A 19917-nucleotide genomic window follows, 5' to 3' on the forward strand; every position below is an offset into this window, starting at 1 on the left:
TGGTGGCGGGCGGGACGCACACGCCCTTGGCGTCCGCTTCGCCGCCCGCCACCGTCGGTCCGGCCGGCGGTGACCCGCCGGTGTCAGATGGCGTCCCGGCACAACTCGCGTCCGGCCGGGGCGAGTTGCACGCCGAGGTCGTGGAGCTTGCCGAAGTGGGCGGACATCACCTGGGCGCCCTCGTCGGTGTCGGTGTAGTCCAGCGGGGCCATGCAGATGCGCTCGATGGCCTTCTCCACGGCGAGGTTGACCTTGTGGTCGTGGTTCGGCATCAGCCGGGGCGCGTAGTCGTACTGCCACAGGTCGAGCACGGCGTTGTCGTTCTTGAGGCGGACCTTGTCCATGGTCTCCTTCTGGAGGGCCGCGGCCTCGTCGCTGTCCATCCCGATGTGCGACCAGGGGGAGGTCGGGTTGGTCGGGTCCTCGGCGACGATCCGGAGCTCTTCCTTGTCCTGCCAGAGCGGCATCGTCTCGTCGGTGATGGAGAAACGCGCGATCGAATAGTGCCCCTCATAGCTGTTGACGAGGAAGTCCTGGGTGTCCTGGAACATATCGGGGGACTCGCCGGGATAGCCGACCATGAAGAGTCCGTAGTACGAGAGATTGCTCTGGATGAGCAGTTCGATGGCCCGTTTGTTCTGTTTGACGCTGACCCGTTTGCTCATCCGCTTCAGGGTGCCGTCGTTCATGGATTCGAAACCGATGTGCAGCTGGAAGCAGTGCGCCTTCGTCAGGCCGTCCACGACCCGCTCGGAATTGAGGGTGTTGGCCCTGCTGAACCCCTCCCACGGCGGAATGCCGGAATCCGGAAGTATTTCGAGGAGTTTGCGCAGTCTGGTGGGCGGGATAGTGAACGTCGAGTCCATGGCGTAGATGCTCTGCGCGTTGTTCTTGGTGACATAGGCCGCCCAGTCGTCCCGGATCTTCTCGGCGGACTTGTAGCGCCATTTCGGCGAGGCCGCGGGAAACGAACAGAACTTGCAGTCGAACGGACAGCCGCGCATGGACTCATAGGGGACGACTGCCGCGTTTCCGGAGAAGCTCGGCGAGGGGTACGCGTCGATGTCGATGTACTCGACCGGATTGATCCGGATCCTGGCGTCGTCGCGCCACACGAGATTGGGCACGGTGGCCAGATCGCCGCGCCTGTCCAGTACGTCCAGGGTCATCGGCAGCGTGATCTCGCCGTCCCCTCGGACGACGGCGGTCACCTCCGGGTGGTCGCGCAGGGCCTGCATGTACTTGAGGTTGGTGAACTGGCCGCCGGTGATGATGCCGGTGCCGGGCAGGTTCTGGCTGATCCACCGGATCGCGGTGGACAGCAGGGCCGCGTTCCATATGTAGGTGGTCGACAGGAGGGCGAGGTCGAAGTCGCCGGCCGGCACCTCGGCCGTGTCCGCCCAGACGTCCGCCAGGTCGATCGGCGCGAAGTCGTGGCCGCTGTGTTCCAGGATGGAGTGCAGGGTGACCGACGTCAGGTGCGGGGCGGCGTCGGGCCGGGGGCGCAGCAGCGCGTACTCGCGGCCGGAATTCATGAAGGAGAGCCGCTCCAGATCGAGATCCGACAGGCCGGCCCGCCTCAGCATTTCGAGGCCGCGTTCATGGGGATTCTTGGTGAAAAGTGATCCTTCGATGTGCGGCGAGGTGAAAATACCCGGCCCCAGTCCGCTCAGAATCAGGACGCGCATCACGTTATCCTCTGTCGGTTTCTTGCCGTGGCGTCATCGTTGCTGGCCACGGAGGTGGACCGCCCAGCGTTACACAAGGTTTCTGTAGAGATTCTGTATGCGCTCTTCATTTGCGAGGGGGGTGTGAGCGGGCGGTATCCAGGTGCTGTCCAGTGTGCTTCTGTATCGTTTCAGCGCGCTTGCAGGGCTCGTTGTTATACGTGTAAAGTCCGCGTTCGGAGTCCCGCGCAGTACGGTTCGACGAGCCGTGTGACACGCCATGTGCGGGTCAGGTGAATCGGCCTGGAAGGTGGGAAACCTATGGCCGCGGCAGGTGAAGCGGTTGCCCGAGCGGAAGACGGTGAAGCGGCCGGAGACGACGGCCGGAAGGGGGGCGGCGGCCCGCAGGGTCCACCGGACACCGGCGGGCCGGGCGGGAAAGGGATGCTGCTGAAGCTGCTGCGCCCCTACCGCGGCCGCCTGGCCGCCGTCTTCGCGCTGCAGTCGGTGAGCGCCCTGGCCGGACTCGCGCCGCTGCTCGCGGTCGTCGAACTGGGCCGGCAGCTCCTTGCGTCCGGTCCCCTCGACGAGAGCGCCGCATGGACCGCCGTCGTGACCGGCGCCGCCGGACTCCTCTTACGCGTCCTCGCGGCCACCGCCGCCAGCGGGATCGCCCACCTCGTCGACGGCGAACTGCACCTGACACTGCGCAGATCGCTCGCCCAGCGCCTGGGCAGGGTGCCCCTGGGCTGGTACGCGCGGCGCAGCTCCGGCGAGATCAACCGCGTGGTGCAGAGCGACGTCGACTCGCTGCACTACCTGATCGCGCACACCCCGGGCGAGTTCGCCTCGGCCGTGACCGTCCCGCTGGCCGCGCTCGCCTATCTGGGCTGGGTGGACTGGCGGTTGATGCTCATCGCGCTGCTCCCCGTCCTGGTCGCGGTGGTGCTCTTCAGCCGGCTGATGAACGAGGAGCGGCAGCGCGCCGAAGCGGCCATGGGCGAGGCCATGGGACGGATCGGCGCCTCCGCGGTCGAGTTCGTCGAAGGCATCTCCGTCGTCAAGACCTTCGGCGGCGCGGGCCGTGCCCACCGGCGCTACCGCAAGGCCGCCGACGACTTCGCCGACTTCTTCCTCGGCTATGTCGAGGGCAGCGCCGGCCTCGCGTCCCTGGCCGCGCTGGTGCTCTCGCCGCCCGTCGTGCTGCTCGTCGTCCTCACCGGCGGCACGGCGCTCATCGCGGGCGGCTCGATGCCGCTGGCCGATCTGCTGCCCTTCCTGCTGCTCTCGGTCGCGCTGACCGCGCCGGTGGCCGCGCTGGGGCACGGCCTCGACAACATCCAGGCCGCGCAGCAGGCGGCAGGGCGCATCCACGAGATGCTCTGTGTGCCGCCGCTGCCCGAGCCCGTCCACCCCCGAACCCCGGACGGCGCACGCGTGGAGCTGCGCGGTGTCGGCTTCGCCTACGACGAGGACAGCCCCGTCCTGAGCGAGGTCGACCTCGTGCTCGAACCCGGCACCACCACGGCCCTGGTGGGCCCCTCCGGCGCGGGCAAGAGCACCCTGGCGCAGCTGCTGCCCCGGTTCTACGACCCGACCGAAGGCGCCGTACTGCTCGGCGGGGTGGACGTGCGCGACATCCCCGACGACGAGCTGTACAAAACGGTCTCGTTCATCCTTCAGGACGTGCGGCTGCTGCGCGCCACCGTCGCCGAGAACATCGCCCTCGCGGTGCCGGAGGCCGACCGGGCGGACATCGTGTCGGCGGCCAGGACGGCGGGCATCCACGACCGCATCGAGGCCCTGCCGGACGGCTACGACACCGTGATCGGCGAGGGGACGGGACTCTCCGGAGGCGAGGCCCAACGCCTGGCGATCGCCCGGGCGTTGCTCGTCGACGCCCCCGTGCTGGTGCTGGACGAGGCCATGTCCTTCGCCGACGCCAGGACCGAGGCGGAGATCCGCAGGGCGCTCGAAGCCCTGATGGCCGGCCGTACGCAACTGGTCATCGCCCACCGCCTGGAGACCGTGACCCGCGCCGACCGCATCGTCGTTCTGGAAGGCGGACGGATCGTGGAGAGCGGGACATACGGCGAACTCATCGCACGCGACGGCCGGTTCGCCGCCATGTGGCGGGCGCAGCACGAGAGCGCCGCACACGGCCGCGCCGCCCGCGACAAGCACCAGAGCGCGCAGGGAGAGACCCGCTGATGATCCGCTTGCTGTTGAAGGTCCTCGGTGAGCCGAACGCCCGGCCGGTGCGCCGCACCCTCGCGCTGATGACGGTGTGCGCGGCCGTCGAGGGACTCTCCTACGGACTGCTCGTCCCCCTGCTGCGCGCCGTCCTCGGCGGCGACGCGGCACACGCCTGGCCCTGGCTGGCGGCCTTCGCCGCGGCCGTCCTGGTCAGCGCCGTCCTGGGCTTCCGCAGCGACCTCGCCGGCTTCCGCACCGGCGGCGAGCTGTCCCGCGGGCTGCACCACCGGCTCGGCGACCACATCGCCCGGCTGCCGCTCGGCTGGTTCACCTCCGCCCGGATCGGCGAGGTCTCCGGACTGACCAGCCGCAGCGTGATGGAGGTGATGACGGTCCCCGCACACCGGCTGCGGCCGTTGATCAACGCCTCGGTGACCCCGCTGTCCATCGTGGCCGTGATGTTCTTCGTCGACTGGCGCCTCGCCCTCGCCGCCCTGGTTGCCGTGCCCGTCATCGTCGCCGTCCAGAACGCCACCGGCAGGGCGACGGCACGACAGGACGCCGAGCGCCTGCGGCGCAGCGACGAGGCCTCGGGGCGCGTGGTGGAGTATGTGCGCGCCCAGCCGGTGCTGCGGGCCGGCGGACGCTCCGGCGAGCGGCTCGGCATGCTCGACGACGCACTGCGCGAGCAGTGGCGCAGCGAGCGCGGCGCGGCGCTGCGGAGCCTGCCGGGCACGCTGGGCCTGACCCTCACCGTGCAGGCCTCCTTCACCCTCGTACTGGCCCTCGGAACGTATCTCGCCCTGGGCGGCGGCATCGGCGTCGCGGAGGTCCTCGCGCTGCTGGTGCTCGCGGCCCGCTGCGTCGATCCGCTGCTGTCCCTGTCGGACCTGGGCGGAGTGATGCGGGCCTCCCGCGGGGAACTGGAGCGCATCCAGGCGGTGCTCCAGGAGAAGCCGCTGCCCGAGGCCGACGAGCCGCTGGCCCCGGCCGGCGGTGGCATCGAGCTGGCGAACGTGGTCTTCCGCCGCGCCGGCCGCACGGTGCTCGACGGGCTCTCCCTCAAGGTCGCCGAGGGGCAGCGGGTCGCCGTCGTCGGATCCTCCGGCGCGGGCAAGAGCACGCTGCTCCAACTGGTGGCGCGCTTCCACGACGTGGACTCCGGCGTCGTACGCGTCGGGGGAGTGGACGTACGCGACCTCGACGGCGACCGGCTGATGGCCCACCTCTCCATGGTCTTCCAGGACGTCTATCTCTTCGGCGGGACCATCGAGGACAACGTGCGCATCGGACGCCCCGACGCCACGGACCGGGAGGTGCGCGCGGCGGCCGTCGCGGCCCGCCTGGACGAGGTCGTGGCCCGGCTGCCGCAGGGCTGGTCCACCCAGGTCGGCGAGGGGGGCAGCGCCCTGTCCGGCGGCGAGCGCCAACGCGTCTCGATCGCCCGCGCCCTGCTCAAGGACGCCCCGGTCCTGCTGCTCGACGAGGCCACCTCGGCGCTGGACCCGGAGAGCGAGGTCGCCGTCCAGGAAGCCCTGGACCGGCTGATGCACGGCCGCACCGTGGTGATGGTCGCGCACCGGCTGAACACCGTGCGCCAGGCCGACCGGATCGCCTTCCTGCACGAAGGGCGGATCGCCGAGGAGGGCAGCCACCTGGATCTCCTCCGAAGCGGCGGGAGGTACGCCGAGTTCTGGAAGATCGCCGCGTACGACGAGGCCTGAGCGGCGTACGGCGCCGCCCGGCAGCCGTTCTGCAGTCACCTGGACCGCCTTGCACCGCACCTTCTGTCGAACCGAGGTAGGGATGTCACACAAGCGCACGTCGAGACGTTCGGCGCGACCACTTGACCCCCAAGAGCTGGCGGGCAGCCTGGACGCGCTCAGGGCCCAGGTCTCCGCGGTGCTCGGCGCGGAGCTCGGCCCCGCGGACGACGAGGCCGATCTCTTCGCACTGGGCCTCCAGTCACTGCAGTTGATGCAGCTCACCAACCGGCTCAACCGGGCGGGCCTGCGGGCCGACTTCACCGAGATGGCCCGCGACGCCCGCCTGACGACGTGGTACGCGCAGCTGTCCGGCGCGGGCCGGGAAGCACCCGCGCCGAGCGCGGCCGGCACCGGCCCCGCCGAGCCGTCCGCCCCGGCCGACGGCCGCGCCCCCTTCCCCCTGACACCCGTTCAGCAGGCCTACTGGATCGGCCGCGCGGACGGCCGGACGCTGGGCGGCGTGGGCTGCCACGCCTATCTGGAGTTCGACGCCCCGCACGTCGACGCGGACCGGCTGGAGGGCGCCGTACGCGCACTGATGCGCCGGCACCCGATGCTGCGCGCCCGCTTCGACGAGGACGGTACGCAGCGGGTGCTCGACACCGCGCCGTGGCCGGGCCTGACCGTCCACGACCACAGCGGGCAGCCCCCCGCCGCCGCCGAGCGGGAGCTGCTCCGGCGCCGGGAGACGCTCTCCCACCGGCGCCTCGACGTGGCGCGCGGCGAGGTCCTCGACGTCCAGCTGAGCCGCCTTCCGGGCGGCGGGCACCGCATCCACGTCGGGATCGACCTGCTCGTCGCCGACGTCCACAGCTTCCGGCTGATCCTCGGCGACCTGGCCGCGCTCTACGAAGACCCCTCGGCACTGCCCGAGCTGGGCTACGGCTTCGCGCAGTACCTCGCGGACCGCGACACCTCGCGCGCCGCCGACCGGGCCCGCGCCGAGGAGTACTGGACCACGAGGCTGCCGGAGCTGCCGGGCGGCCCGAGGCTGCCGCTGAAGACCGAGCCCGAGGACCTCGCCGTCACCCGGTTCGTCCGCCGCACCCACGAACTGCCGCCGCACGAATGGGCGGTGCTGCAGCGCCGGGCCACCGAGCACGGCATCACCCCGTCGGTGCTGCTGGCCACCGCCTTCGCCGAGATCCTCGCCCGCTGGAGCGGAGAGCAGCACTTCCTGCTCAATCTGCCGCTCTTCGACCGCGACCAGGCCACCCACGCCGACATCGGGGGCATCGTCGCCGACTTCACCAGCCTGGTGCTGCTGGAGATCGACCTGACCCGCGGCACCGGCTTCGCCGAGCGGGCCAAGGCGGTGCAGCAGCGGCTGCACGACGACGTCGGCCACGCGGCGTACACCGGCGTGGACGTACTGCGCGACTTCGTCCGCGCCGACGGCGAGACACCGCGCACCGCCCCGGTCGTCTTCGCCTGCAACGTGGACGCCCCGCTGGTCCCGGACGCCTTCGCCGGGCTCTTCGGCGAGCTGTCCTGGATGGTGTCCCAGACCCCGCAGGTGTGGCTCGACTGCCAGGTCTACCGCACGCGGGACGGCGGTCTGCAGCTCGCCTGGGATGCGGTCGACGAGCTGTTCCCCGACGGGGTGCTCGACACCATGCTCTCCGCCTGCGGCGCACTGCTGCGCGAGCTGATGACGGCCGACTGGGGGAGTACGCCGGACATCCCGCTGCCCGAGGCCCAGCGGCGCCGCCGCGACCAGGTGAACTCCGTGGCGCGCGGGCACAGCGGGCGGCTGCTGCACGAGGAGTTCTTCGCCCGGGCCGCGGAGCGGGACGCGGCGCCCGCGCTGCTGTGGGGCCCGGCCGATGCCCGGCCGCCGGGCGCGGTCACCCACCGGGAACTCGCCGAGCGCGCCCTGCGCATCGCCGGCGCCCTCGCCGGGCGCGGCATCGGGCGCGGCAGCCCGGTGGTCGTCACCGCCCCGAAGGGACCCGACCAGATAGCCGCGGTGCTCGGTGTGCTGGCCGCCGGGGGAACGTACATCCCCCTCGGCACCGACCAGCCCGCCGAGCGCCGCGAACGGATCCTGGCCCGGAGCGGTGCGCGGCTGGTCCTGGCCGGCGGCGACACCTTGCCGGCCGCGGGCCCGGGCACCGAAGTCCTGCCGCTGGAGCGGGCCCTGGCGGCCGAGCCGCTGTCCGCCCCGGTGGCCGCGGACCCGGACGACACCGCGTACGTCATCTTCACCTCCGGGTCCACCGGCACCCCCAAGGGCGTGGAGGTCAGCCACCGGGCGGCCGTCAACACCGTCGAGGACATCAACGAGCGCTTCGCAATCACCGGCCGGGACCGTGTGCTGGCCGTCTCCGCCCTGGACTTCGACCTGTCGGTGTGGGACGTCTTCGGTCTGCTGAGCCGCGGCGGCGCCCTCGTCCTGGTCGCGGAGTCGGACCGGCGCGACGCGCAGCAGTGGCTGGAACTGTGCGAGCGGCACCGGGTGTCGGTGTGGAACTCCGTACCCGCGCTGATGGACATGCTGCTCACCGCCGCCGACGGGGCCCCGCTGCCTACCGGGCTGCGCCTGGCCCTCCTCTCGGGCGACTGGATCGGCCTCGACCTGCCCGCGGCGCTGCGCGAGGCGTCCGGCGGACGATGTCGGCTCGTCGGGCTCGGCGGCGCCACCGAAGCCGCGATCTGGTCGAACTTCCACGAGGTGGACGAGGTGCCGGCGCACTGGCGCTCCATCCCCTACGGCACTCCCCTGAGCAACCAGCGCTTCCGGGTGGTCGACCCCCGCGGCCGGGACTGCCCCGACTGGGTGGCGGGCGAGCTCTGGATCGGCGGTGACGGCGTGGCGCTCGGCTACCGCGGGGACGCGGAGCTGACCGCCGGGCGCTTTGTGCGCCACCGCGGCGAGCGCTGGTACCGCACCGGCGATCTCGGCCGCTACTGGCCCGACGGGACCCTGGAGTTCCTGGGCCGCGCGGACCACCAGGTGAAGATCAACGGCTTCCGTGTCGAACTGGGCGAGATCGAGGCCGCCCTGCAGAGCCACCCGGGCCTGGCCCACGCGGTCACCGTGGCCGTCGGCGACCGCCGCAAGGAGCTGGTGGCCGCCGTCGTCGAGCGGCGCGGCACACCGCCGGCGACGGACCGGGACACCTCCGACCGGCTGCCGGACGGACCGGCAGCGGACCAGGCGCCTGCGGCGGTGCAGCTCGAACACGCCCTCACCGAGGCGTTCCTGGCCACGGTGCTCGACCGGCTCGGCCTCGGCCGGGCACCCGGCGCCGCCTGGTCCCCGCCGGTGCCGGAAGACCTCCGCCCGATGCTCACCGGCTGGGTGGACTACCTGACCGGACGCGAGGTCCTGACGGGCCCCGCGCACACGCCCGCACCGGGCCCCCGCTGGGCCGAAGTGCGCGGCACACAGCACCTCGTACGGATCCGGGAGCGCGCGCACGGCACGTACCTGGAGACCGTGGCGGACGCATGGGAGCGGGCCGTGCCGCTGCTGACGGCCGTGCTCAAGGGCGAGGCCCCGCCGACGGCGCCGCTCGACGACCCGGCCCTGGCACCGGACGGACTGGGCGATCTGCTGCCCGGGGCGCGGGCGAGCCTGGCCGCGGTCGGCGACGGGCTGCGGCGGCTCGCGCAGGACCGGCCGGAACCGCTCGCCGTCGTCGAGTGGGCCGGGACCGGGGGCCGAAGCGCCGCCCGGCTCCTGGAAGAGACCGGGCCCACCCCCGTGACGTACACGCTGATGGCCCCCTCCGCGGCCGAACTGGCCGCCGCCGGAACACGGCTGGCCGGGGCCGCGCACACCGTGCGGACGGTCCTGCGGGACGGGTCGGCGATGCCGGAGACGTCGTGGCACCGCTTCGACGCGGTGGTGGTCAACGACGCCCTGGGCCGCATAGCGGACCCGGACGCCGCGGCGGCCGCGGCGGCCCTGCTCGGCAGGGCGGGCGCCCGGCTCTGGCTGGTGGCACGGACCGCGCCCTCGCCGCTGCCGCTGCCGGGCGGCGCGGCGCCCGCCGCGGCCTGTGACGCGGGACGGTGGCTGCGCGCACTGCGGCGCGAGGGGTTCACCGACGTCCGCCCGGCCCGTACGGAGCCGGACGGCGTGGTCCTGATCACCGCCCAGTGTCCCCCGCGGTCCCCGGCCGTGGACGCCGACGCCCTGCGGACCTGGCTCGCCGGACGGCTGCCCGCGCACATGATCCCCGGCACGGTCGTGGCCCTGCCGGCGCTGCCCCTGAGCGGCAACGGCAAGGTGGACCGGCGCCGCGTCCGGCAGCTCCTCGACGACTGCGCCGACCGGCCGCAGGAGAGCGCCGAGCCGCCCCGGGGCGAGACGGAGCAGCAGGTGGCACAGCTGTGGGCCGACGTCCTCGGCGCCCGGAGCGTGGCGCGGGAGGCCAGCTTCTTCGTGCTCGGTGGGGACAGCCTCCGAGCGACCCGCCTGGTCACCGCCGTCCGCCGCCGCTTCGGCGTCGAACTCCCCATGCGCGAGGTGCTGCGGGTGCCGACCGTCGCCGGAATGGGCGCGCTGATCACCCAGTTGCGGGGGACGCCGGCCGCCGGGGGCGGGAGCACGGCGCACGAAGCCGGCCACGCCGCGTACGAAGTGGGCGTGCTGTGAGCGCCGGCGCAAGCGTGCGCACCGTGTCGCCGCGCGCCCACGCCCGGGCCCGGCTCGTCTGCTTCCCGCACGCCGGAGGGACCGCGGGCGCCTACCGCCTGTGGTCGCTGGACGCGCCCTGGGACATCGAGGTGAGCGCGGTCCAGTACGCCGGCCGGGAGGACCGCTACGGCGAGGAGGCGGCCGCCGCCATGAGCGACCTCGTCGCCGAGGTCTGCGCCGATCTCGTCCGCGAGCTCACCGCCCGCCCGCGGTGCGCCACCGTGCTCTTCGGACACAGCATGGGTGCCGCGGTGGCGTACGAGACGGCGCGCGCCCTGGCCACCCTGGGGCACGCCCCCCAGGCGCTGGTGGTCTCCGGACAGCCCGCGCCGCACCTGACCCGCGGCGGTGCGCTGCACCTGGCCTCCGACGCCGAACTCGTCGCGGACCTGCGGCGGCTGGGCGGCACCGCGGCGGACGTACTCGACAACGACGCGCTCCTGACCGCGATGCTGCCGACGCTCCGGCGCGACTACCGGCTCATCGAGACCTACCGGCCCCTGCCGGGCCGCAGGCTGGACCTTCCCGTGACCGTGCTGTACGCGGACGCCGACCCGGAGGTCGACGCCGCGGAGGCCGGGGCGTGGCGGGCGAGCACGCTCGGCGCGTGCGACGTACTGCCCTTCCGCGGCGGCCACTTCTACCTCGAGGAACAGCGCGAACGCGTGCTGACCCGGGTCTGGGAGCGGGTGCGGGCCGTGCTGCCCGCCGCCTCCGAGGCCTGGGCCTCGATGCCCTGAGACCGCCGGGCGGGCCGCCACGACCCCCGCGTGCGCCCGCCCGGCTCCCCGTCACACCCATGGCAGCACCTTGTGACCGCTTTTGCCGCCACCCATGTGCGAAAACCCTTCCAGATACCAGGAGTTGGGATCATCCATGCGAGAAGGCTGTGTGCCGTGGCCCGATGCGTTCGTCCGTGACTACCGGGCCAAGGGGTACTGGACCGACGAGGTTCTGGGCCGGCTGCCCCTGTCCCTGCCCGACGCGGCCACCCGACCGGCCGTGGTCACCCCCGCCCGCACCCTCACCTACGGCGAGCTCGACCGGGCGGCCGACCGCCTCGCCGCCGGACTGCGCCGCCACGGCATCGACACCGGAGACCGGGTCGTCGTCCAGCTGCCCAACGACGTGGAGATGGTGGTGCTGTGCATCGCCCTCTTCCGGCTCGGGGCGCTGCCGGTGTTCGCGCTCCCCGCCCACCGGACGTCGGAGATCACCCATCTGGTGAACACCTCGGAAGCGGTGGCGTACGTCTGCGCCGACCAGGTGCTCGACTGCGACTACCGGACCATCGCCAAGGAAGTCCTGGCGAGCACGGCAAGCCTTAGGCACGTCCTGGTGGCCGGCGACCCCGGGCCCTTCACGGCGCTCGCGGCGCTGGACGCGGACCCCGTCGAACTGCCGGTGCCCGACCCCCAGGACGTGGCGCTCTTCCTGCTCTCCGGCGGCACCTCCGGGCCGCCCAAGCTGATCCCGCGCACCCACGCCGACTACACCTACCAGCTGCGGCAGAGCTCGCGGCTGTGCGGCTTCGGCCCCGGAACGCGGTACCTGTGCGCGCTCCCGATGGGGCACAACTTCGCGCTGGCCTGTCCGGGCGTGCTCGGCACCCTGCGCCTGGGCGGCACCGCGGTCCTCGCGCCGGCACCGACCCCCGAGTCCTGCTTCCCCCTCATCGCGAGCGCCGGGGTGACGGCCACCTCGCTGGTCCCGCCCCTGGTGCCGCTCTGGCTCGACGCCGCCGAGTGGACCGAACACGACCTGGACTCCCTCACACTCCTCCAGGTCGGCGGGGCCAGACTCGGCCCGGAGGTCGCCGGCGAGGTCTCCGAGGGGCTCGGGTGCACCCTGCAGCAGGTGTACGGGATGGCGGAGGGCCTGCTCAACTTCACGCGCCTCGACGACCCGGAGAGCGTGGTCCTGCACACGCAGGGCCGCCCGCTGTCGCCGGGCGACGAGATACGGGTGATCCGCGAGGACGGCGCGGACGCCCGCCCCGGCGAGGAGGGCGAGCTCTTCACCCGCGGCCCGTACACGCTGCGCGGCTACTACCGGGCCGAGGAGCGCAACCGCACCGCGTTCACCGAGGAGGGCTACTACCGCACCGGTGACGTGGTCCGGCGGACCGCCGCGGGCTACTTCGAGGTCGTGGGCCGGATCAACGACGTGGTCAACCGGGGCGGTGAGAAGGTGCCGGCCCAGGAGGTCGAGGAGCATCTGCTCGCCGACCCCCGCATCAGGGCCGCCGCGGTCATCGCCCTGCCGCACCCGCACATGGGCGAGCAGACCTGTGCCTGCGTGGTGCCGCAGGACGCGCAGCGGCCGCCGGCCCTGCGCGAGGTGCAGGCCGGGCTCAGGGACCGCGGCATCGCGCCGTACAAACTTCCCGACCAGCTGGTGGTGCTTTCCACCATGCCGCTGACCGGTGTCGGAAAGATCGACAAGAGAGCACTCAAGGCTCAGCTTCAGGGCTGACAACAGCCGTTGTCTGTGAGGGCGCGCCGCCCCGGCGACGCGCGAAAGGTGGTCAAGCATGTGTGGAATCGCCGGCTGGGTGGACTTCAGCCGGGACCTGAGGCAGGAACGTCACAGGCTGGCGCTGATGACGGAGAGCATGAGCTGCCGCGGCCCGGACGCCGGGGGAACGTGGAGCGACCGCCACGCCGCGCTGGGGCACCGCAGGCTGGCCGTGATCGACCTGGAGGGCGGGACCCAGCCGATGCTCGCCCAGGAGGCGGGCCAGACGCTCGCCTGCCTCAGCTACAGCGGTGAGGTGTACAACTTCACCGAACTGCGCGAGGAGTTGAGGTCCCGGGGCCACGCCTTCAGGACGCGCAGCGACACCGAGGTGGTGCTGCGCGCCTACCTGGAGTGGGGCGAGGGGTTCGCCGAGAAGCTCAACGGGATGTTCGCGTTCGCCATCTGGGACACCCGCAGCCGGGAACTGCTGCTGGTGCGCGACCGCATGGGCATCAAGCCGCTGTACTACTACGAGACGCCCGACGGGGTCCTCTTCGGGTCGGAGCCGAAGGCGATCCTCGCCCACTCCGATGTCCCCCGCCGCGTCGACGCGGACGGTCTGCGCGAGATCCTGACGCTGGTCAAGACCCCCGGGCAGGCGATCTTCGCCGGGCTGCGGGAGGTCCGCCCGGGCAGTGTGGTGCGGGTGCGCAGGGAGGGCCTCACCGAGCGGCGCTACTGGCGGCTGACGGCCCGGGAGCACACGGACGACCTCAAGACCACCATCAAGACGGTGCGTTCCCTCCTCGACGACATCGTGGAGCGGCAGCTCGTCTCGGACGTCCCGCTGTGCAGCCTCCTGTCGGGCGGGCTCGACTCCTCCACGATCACCGCCCTGGCGGCGAAGCACCTGGTCGCCCAGGGGTGCGGTCCGGTGCGCTCCTTCTCCGTCGACTTCCGCGGCAACGCCGAGGAGTTCGGCGACGACCCGATGCGGGGCCTGGCCGACGCGCCCTTCGTCCGCAAGCTGGCCGATCATGTCGGCTCGGACCACACCGAGATCCTCCTGGAGAGCACGACGCTGGCGGGGCTGGACCTGCGCGCCACGGTGCAGAGCGCCACCGATCTGCCCACGGCGTACTGGGGCGATCTGTATCCCTCGCTGTACCGGCTGTTCGGCGCCATCCGCGAGCACTCCACGGTGGCGCTCTCCGGCGAATCGGCGGACGAGGTGTTCGGCGGCTATCCGTGGTTCCACGACCCGGACGCGGTCAGGGCGGACGTGTTCCCGTGGCTGACCCCGCGCGTGCGCGGGTACTTCGTCGACGACTCCCTGTTCGCCCCGGAGCTGCTGACCAAGCTCGGCATGGCGGACTTCGTGCGCGACAGCTATGCGCAGGCGCTCGCGGAGACCCCGGTGCTGGCCGGGGAGTCGGCCGGGGAGAGACGGATGCGCGGGCTGAGCTATGTGCATCTCACCCGGTTCGTGCAGGCCCTGCTCGACCGCAAGGACCGGATGAGCATGGCCACCGGCCTGGAGGTGCGGGTGCCGTTCTGCGACCACCGGCTGGTGGAGTACATGTTCAACGTGCCGTGGGCGATGAAGTCCTTCGACGGCAGGGAGAAGAGCCTGCTGCGGGCGGCGGCCGGCGACCTGCTGCCGGACTCGATCCTGCAACGGGTCAAGGCCCCCTATCCCAGCACCCATGACCCGGCCTATGAACGGGCCCTGCGCGACCGGCTGGCGGAGGTGATGGCGGATCCCGGGTCTCCGGTGTCCGCGTTGCTCGACCGCAGGCAGGTGGCCGACCTGCTGAACCGCCCGCTCGGCCGGAAGAGCCTGCAGAGCGACCGGATGGGAATGGAGCTGGCGCTCGGCCTGGACTTCTGGCTGACGTCCTACGGCGTGACGGTGGACCTCTAGGAAACGCCCAAAACGCCCCGCCCCCGCCCCGGGGAACAAGAACGCCACCGCTCGTACCTCTACGAGCGGTGGCGCTTTTGTGCCACGGCCTGTGCGTCAAGGCCCTTGCATCACGGCCTGTGCATCACGGCCTGCGCGTCACGCGTTCTGGCTGAGCAGTCCGTCGATCACGGCTTCGAGGCCGCGCCGCTGATTGCCCTCGGTGGTCAGCCCGACCCAGCTCCTGCCGAGCGAGGCGAGCCTCGGGAAGGCCTCCTTGTCCAGTGAGGCCATGGCGCGCTCGCGGTAGCGCGGCCGTTTGGGATCGCTCTCGGAGCGCTCGCGGTTGAAGCGCAGCGTCAGTTCGCCGACGGTGTAGTACCAGATGACGCGGTAGGCGTAGACGGCGTCCTCCGGGGTGAGCCCGCACTCGACCAGGGCGTCGATGACGGTCTCCACGATCCAGATGGCCGCGATGCTCACGAAGTCGTCGGAGGCCAGCACCTCCACGCCCCAGGGGCAGTCCGCGAGGATGTCATGGAGCAGCTGAGCGCCGGCGACGAGGCGTTCACGGGGATCGGTGGGAAGCTCGGGCCGGTCGAAACCGCGGGCGTGCGCGTCGAGCAGCAGCATCAACAGCTCGTCCTTGTCCCGCACATGGTGGTACAGCGCCATGGGCGTACTGGACAGCTCCTTGGCCAGACGGCGCATGGAGAGATGCTCCGCCCCTTCCTCGTTCAGGATCCGCTGTGCGGCGGCGAGGATCGCATCCCGCGACAGGCGGGGCGGACGGCCGATTCTCCCTCGACCCGGGGTGGCGGAGGACATCAGTCCAACTTCCTCTTTCTTGTGTCACCGGTCCCGTTGTCGACGGGATGGTGAGCGTATCGGCCGGGACGTGGCGGTGCCCAATGCGTCCCGGTGCCGCGGGGTGTGGTCAGCAGGAGGCCCTTGGCGACGGCTTCCAGGGCGCGTTCGTGGGCGTCCTGGGGGACGAGACCGGGCTGTTGGCGTGCCGCGATCGTGCCGGGCCGGTGGTGCTGGTGTTCCAGGCGGGACGGGAGTTCACCCGCTGCGGAGCGCCACACGGTGTGGTGGGTGCTTTAATGAAGTGATCGGAGTCGAAATAGCCCTAGGTGGCGGACGATTCGGAGGGTCCGCCGAAGGCCGGACAGGGGTGGTGCCGGAATTCCGTACTCCGCAGAATGATTTTCCGTACTCCGCAGGCGGAATTCCGTATTCAGTCGGCGGGGTACGGGATGAGCATGGTCGGGCAGATAGCGGCGGAACTCCTCGGGGGTTGCAGAGACTTCACTGGTCATGTTCCCCATCGTCAACTCCGCGGCGCCCTTGCCGGCGATGATGTCCTTCTCTCGGCTCTGCCCTGACCGGCGCGGGCTGTGACAGGAGTGACAGCAGGGGGATGCCCCGCTAGAGTTATCTTACGCGTAGGGTGTACGTGTACAAAATCTGCAGGCAGGGCCTTCGCGGCATGCGGACGGCGCTCGCGGAGAGAGGGGGCCGGTCGGTGTTCCGCCCCGTCGGCCCGGCAGCTTCGAGTGATGCCCGGTACCGGGCGTTCCGCCGTTGCGGGGTGTGATGCGGAACGCCCATGAAAAATGTGAAAAAATCATTGAATTGGTATGTCGCTGCGTTAATCTGACTCCTGTTCAATTGAGTTCTTGGCGTAGGGGTGTGGCGTGCTGCGGCGATTGTCCAGTTTCTTCATGACCGACATCTCTACGGTCCCTGCGGCGGCCGCGGATTCGCGGTGCCCGCTTTGAGGTAAGGCACGTTCTTCGGGGGGTGGCAGTTGGTGCTCAGGGGTGCGCCGACAGGATCGTGCCGCGCTTTCCTCCAGGCCAGCCCACGTGACTAGCGTGCTGATTTCATGGTGATTCCGATGCGAAGGGCGCGGCGTCCCATGCGGCGATGAGCCTGCATGCCTGCGTGTCGTTCCTGTCCAGAGGGAGGGCGTATGAAAACCCATTACCGAACAGCCGTGGTGGAAACGAAGCAGGAGCCGTTGGACACGGCGACGGGATTAGCGGAGTCCGGCCTCTTCCGTACCTATGTGGTGTACGAGGAACCCGGCTGCTGGTCCATAGCGGGGGGCGTGGCGGCCGAAGTCGTTGTCACCGCCCGGACCGTTCGCACCACCCAGGACGGTAGCACCGCCGAGGAGCCCTGGCACGGTGATCCGTTGGCCAAGGTGCGGGAGTTTCTGGCCAACCTGAGGATCACCGACTGGAGCGCCTACGGCTGGTGTGCCTTCGAACTCGCCCATGCCATCGCCGGGTTGCCCCTGGAGCGCGATGAGGTGCTGCTCCATCTCGTCGTCCCGGAGACGGAGGTCCGGCTGACCGGGGGCAAGGCGCTGATCCGCAGCCTCGGCAGCGGCACCCTGGCCGATGCCGAGGCCGTGATCGCCGGCGCGGTGCCGCGTCTCCCGGCCCCCCAGCGGGTCCGGCTGGATCTGGAGGCCGACGCCGACGTCTACCGCAAGGGCGTCGAGTCCCTGGTCGAGGACATCCGCGCGGGCGTTCTGCACAAGGCCGTCATCTCCCGGGTGGTGCCCGTGGCGGAGGAGATCGACTTCCCCGCGAGCTATGCGAACGGCCGCCGGAGCAATACGCCCGCCCGCTCCTTCCTCCTGGACATGGCAGGACTGCAGGCCTTCGGGTTCAGCCCGGAGACCGTGGTGGAGGTCGACGCCCAGCGCCGGGTGACCAGCCAGCCGCTCGCGGGCACCCGTGCCCTGGCCGACGACCCCGAGGTGAGCCGCGAGCTGCGCGAGAACCTGCTCGGGGACCCCAAGGAGGTGCACGAGCACGCCATCTCGGTGAAGGTCGCGATGGACGAGCTCGCCGGGCCCTGCGAGCCGGACTCGGTGGTGGTGCAGGAGTTCATGGCGGTCAAGGAACGCGGCTCCGTCCAGCACCTGGCGTCCCGGGTCGGCGGCCGGATGCCCGAAGGCGCCGGCCCCTGGGACGCGTTCGCCGCCGTCTTCCCCGCGGTGACGGCCTCCGGCGTGCCCAAGCGCGCGGCCTACGAGGCCATCCGCCGCTATGAGTCGCAGCACCGCGGACCGTACGCCGGCACCGTCATGAAGGTGACCCACGACGGTGTCATGGATGCCGCGCTGGTGCTCCGCAGCGTCTTCGCCGAGAACGGCCAGACCTGGCTGCGGGCCGGCGCAGGAGTCGTCGAGCAGTCGCGCCCCGAGCGTGAACTGGAGGAGACGTGCGAGAAGTTGATGTCCGTGTCCCGATGTCTGGTGCCACGTACACCCGAGACCGCATGACGCGCTGCGCCACCGCGCGCGGTCGGCGCCACCAGCCCCGCAGAGTCGGCGCGGGGCCGATGATCTGCCAGTTCACTTGCCAGCCCGATTCGAGGAGTTGACTGTCTGATGACTGTGACGGGGGCACCCCTACGCGTCCAGCTCTTAGGCCCGTTACGTGCCTGGCGCCACGACGAGGAGCTGGTCCTGGGCCCGCCGAAGCAGCGCGCCGTGCTGAGCCTGCTCGCCAGCCGGGCCAACGAGGTCGTGGGCGTCGACGACATCGTGGACGCCCTCTGGGGCAGCGACGTGCCGCAGACGGCGACCAACGGCGTCCACACCTACGTCGGCGGACTGCGCCGGGCCCTGGACCCCGGGCGGGGCAGGCGCGCGGCGAGCACGGTCCTCACCTCGGAATCCGGGGGCTACTGTCTGCGCACGGACCCGGACGAGGTCGACATCGTGCACTTCACCCGATGCCATGTCCGCGCCCGCAGGCTGCGCGGCGAAGGCGACGCCGCCACCGCGCTGCGCCTGTACGAGGACGCCCTGTCCCTGTGGCACGGCGAGGCGTACGCGGGCATCCCCGGCCCCTTCGCCGCCATGGAGCGCACCCGCCTGCGGGACCTGCGGCTGACCGCCGTGGAGGAGTGGGCCGCCGACATGCTGGACGCCGGGCGGCATGTGGAGGCGGTCGGCGAGCTGTCCCGGGCCGTGCCCGAGGAGCCGCTGCGCGAGAAGCTGCGCTGGCTGCTGATGCTGGCGCTCTACCGCGGCGGCCGCCAGGCCGAGGCCCTCAGCGTGTACGCCGAGACCCGGCAGCTGCTGAACGGGGAGCTGGGCATCGAACCCGGCGCCGAACTGCGCACGCTGCACCAGCAGATCCTGACCGGCCACCCGGAACCGCGGACACCCGGTGCCGGGAGCGCCCCGGCGGCGGGCGGCGGCACCCGGCAGAGCGCGCCGCCCGAACCCCTCAGACCGGCCCAACTCCCGGCCGCGGCGCGGGGGTTCGTCGGACGGGAAGACGAGCTGGCCCGCCTTGAAGGGCTCCTCGAAGAAGAGCCCGCCGGCCGGCGCGGCGCCGCCACTGCCATCGCCGTCGTGGACGGACCCGCCGGTGTGGGCAAGTCGGCCCTCGTGCTGGAGCTGGCGCGCCGCCTGCTGGACCGCTTCCCGGACGGTCAGCTCTATGTGGACCTGAACGGAACGGAGCTGGGCGGCAGGTCGCTGAGCGCGTCGGAGGCGCTGCTGCAACTGCTGGGCGGCCTGGGCGTCGACACCGCGCGGATTCCGCCGGATCTCGCCGGACGTGCCGCGCTCTACCGCAGTGTGCTGCACGGCAAGCGGATGCTGGTGGTGCTCGACGACGCACTCAACGCCGATCAGTTGAGGCCGCTGATACCCCGCGGTCCGTCCTGTGTGCTCGCCACCAGCCGGCAGCGGCTGAGCGGGCTCGCGGCCCGGGACGGTGCGCACCTGGTCACGCTCCGGCCGCTGCCCGTCGACGCCTCCGTGCAGCTGCTCGTCGGCCTCAGCGAGGGGCGGCTCAGCGGTCAGGAGTCGCTCGCCCTGCGGCTGGCGCGGGTGTGCGGAGGGCTGCCGCTCGCCCTGCGGATCGCCGCGAGCGTGCTGGTGGGCAGCCCCGAGGTACCGCTCGCGGCCCTGGTCGAGCGGTAGGCCTCAGGGCAGGGCGCGGCCGTCCGGACCGGCCGGCCGCGGCGGACGACGCCGCGGCCGGCCTTCTTCGGGTGGCCGCGTCTCCGTACCGGGCACTCTGTGCCGAGGTGCACCGCTGGGGCGACGTTCCCTTCCAGGGGTCTCCTTCACATTCCTCGAAGCGGTCCGCCGCCGGGCGTTCCGGGCGTTCTCCTTGTTCATCTGCCGGGCTGCCATTGTTCTGGTCAATTCCATTCCCGGGCACCCTGCGAAATCCGGTCCTGGCAGGTACAGAACAGAGATATACCACCGGAGTTGTGGTGGTGCAATGTGGT

Annotated in this window: 10 protein-coding genes; 8 read left to right on the forward strand and 2 right to left on the reverse strand. The window is 71.7% G+C overall.

The genetic code is table 11. From position 1 onward, the window contains the following. Positions 1 to 83: 83 nt before the first annotated feature. On the reverse strand, positions 84 to 1688 hold the full coding sequence (locus tag ACWD6P_RS04995; protein ID WP_451442616.1) for a B12-binding domain-containing radical SAM protein: 1605 nt from the start codon (positions 1686 to 1688) through the stop codon (positions 84 to 86). A gap of 423 nt (positions 1689 to 2111) precedes the next feature. On the opposite strand from ACWD6P_RS04995, the gene ACWD6P_RS05000 reads away from it, so the two are divergent. The 6 genes from ACWD6P_RS05000 to asnB all read left to right on the forward strand — a co-directional run bounded on the left by ACWD6P_RS05000 (position 2112) and on the right by asnB (position 14661). Beyond that, positions 2112 to 3878 (forward strand): ABC transporter ATP-binding protein, encoded by a 1767-nt coding sequence (locus tag ACWD6P_RS05000; RefSeq protein ID WP_451442617.1) that lies wholly within the window; start codon positions 2112 to 2114, stop codon positions 3876 to 3878. Continuing rightward, positions 3878 to 5587 carry an ABC transporter ATP-binding protein gene (locus tag ACWD6P_RS05005; protein ID WP_451442618.1) on the forward strand — a complete coding sequence of 570 codons (1710 nt, stop codon included), beginning with the start codon at positions 3878 to 3880 and terminating at the stop codon, positions 5585 to 5587. The genes ACWD6P_RS05000 and ACWD6P_RS05005 overlap by 1 nt, the downstream gene beginning before the upstream one ends. 82 nt (positions 5588 to 5669) lie before the next feature. Next, positions 5670 to 10235 carry an amino acid adenylation domain-containing protein gene (locus ACWD6P_RS05010; RefSeq protein ID WP_451442619.1) on the forward strand — a complete coding sequence of 1522 codons (4566 nt, stop codon included), beginning with the start codon at positions 5670 to 5672 and terminating at the stop codon, positions 10233 to 10235. Continuing rightward, a complete protein-coding gene (locus tag ACWD6P_RS05015; protein ID WP_451442620.1) occupies positions 10232 to 11017 on the forward strand; it encodes a thioesterase II family protein in 786 nt (261 codons plus the stop codon). The genes ACWD6P_RS05010 and ACWD6P_RS05015 overlap by 4 nt, the downstream gene beginning before the upstream one ends. Positions 11018 to 11153: 136 nt before the next feature. Next, complete coding sequence (locus ACWD6P_RS05020; protein ID WP_451442621.1) at positions 11154 to 12752, forward strand: (2,3-dihydroxybenzoyl)adenylate synthase; 1599 nt, start codon at positions 11154 to 11156, stop codon at positions 12750 to 12752. 58 nt (positions 12753 to 12810) lie between these two features. Then, positions 12811 to 14661: an asparagine synthase (glutamine-hydrolyzing) gene (gene asnB, locus ACWD6P_RS05025; protein WP_451442622.1), complete on the forward strand. Its 1851-nt coding sequence runs from the start codon at positions 12811 to 12813 to the stop codon at positions 14659 to 14661. 138 nt (positions 14662 to 14799) lie between these two features. Here asnB and ACWD6P_RS05030 read toward each other — a convergent pair whose 3' ends face one another. Continuing rightward, entirely contained in the window at positions 14800 to 15468 is a 669-nt protein-coding gene (locus tag ACWD6P_RS05030; RefSeq protein WP_451442623.1) for a TetR/AcrR family transcriptional regulator, read from the reverse strand. A gap of 1150 nt (positions 15469 to 16618) precedes the next feature. Here ACWD6P_RS05030 and ACWD6P_RS05035 point away from each other — a divergent pair. Next, a complete protein-coding gene (locus tag ACWD6P_RS05035; RefSeq protein WP_451442624.1) occupies positions 16619 to 17944 on the forward strand; it encodes a salicylate synthase in 1326 nt (441 codons plus the stop codon). Between the two features lie 108 nt (positions 17945 to 18052). Beyond that, entirely contained in the window at positions 18053 to 19603 is a 1551-nt protein-coding gene (locus ACWD6P_RS05040; RefSeq protein ID WP_451442625.1) for a BTAD domain-containing putative transcriptional regulator, read from the forward strand. The last annotated feature ends 314 nt before the right edge of the window (positions 19604 to 19917 follow it).

It is taken from the genome of Streptomyces sp. NPDC002446, assembly GCF_053595675.1.

Coding starts and splice junctions, on each gene's coding strand:
- ACWD6P_RS04995 (WP_451442616.1), bottom strand. CDS start 1,688: ATGCGCGTCCTGATTCTGAGCGGACTGGGGCCGGGTATTTTCACCTCG.
- ACWD6P_RS05000 (WP_451442617.1), top strand. CDS start 2,112: ATGCTGCTGAAGCTGCTGCGCCCCTACCGCGGCCGCCTGGCCGCCGTC.
- ACWD6P_RS05005 (WP_451442618.1), top strand. CDS start 3,878: ATGATCCGCTTGCTGTTGAAGGTCCTCGGTGAGCCGAACGCCCGGCCG.
- ACWD6P_RS05010 (WP_451442619.1), top strand. CDS start 5,670: ATGTCACACAAGCGCACGTCGAGACGTTCGGCGCGACCACTTGACCCC.
- ACWD6P_RS05020 (WP_451442621.1), top strand. CDS start 11,154: ATGCGAGAAGGCTGTGTGCCGTGGCCCGATGCGTTCGTCCGTGACTAC.
- asnB (WP_451442622.1), top strand. CDS start 12,811: ATGTGTGGAATCGCCGGCTGGGTGGACTTCAGCCGGGACCTGAGGCAG.
- ACWD6P_RS05030 (WP_451442623.1), bottom strand. CDS start 15,468: ATGTCCTCCGCCACCCCGGGTCGAGGGAGAATCGGCCGTCCGCCCCGC.
- ACWD6P_RS05035 (WP_451442624.1), top strand. CDS start 16,619: ATGAAAACCCATTACCGAACAGCCGTGGTGGAAACGAAGCAGGAGCCG.
- ACWD6P_RS05040 (WP_451442625.1), top strand. CDS start 18,053: ATGACTGTGACGGGGGCACCCCTACGCGTCCAGCTCTTAGGCCCGTTA.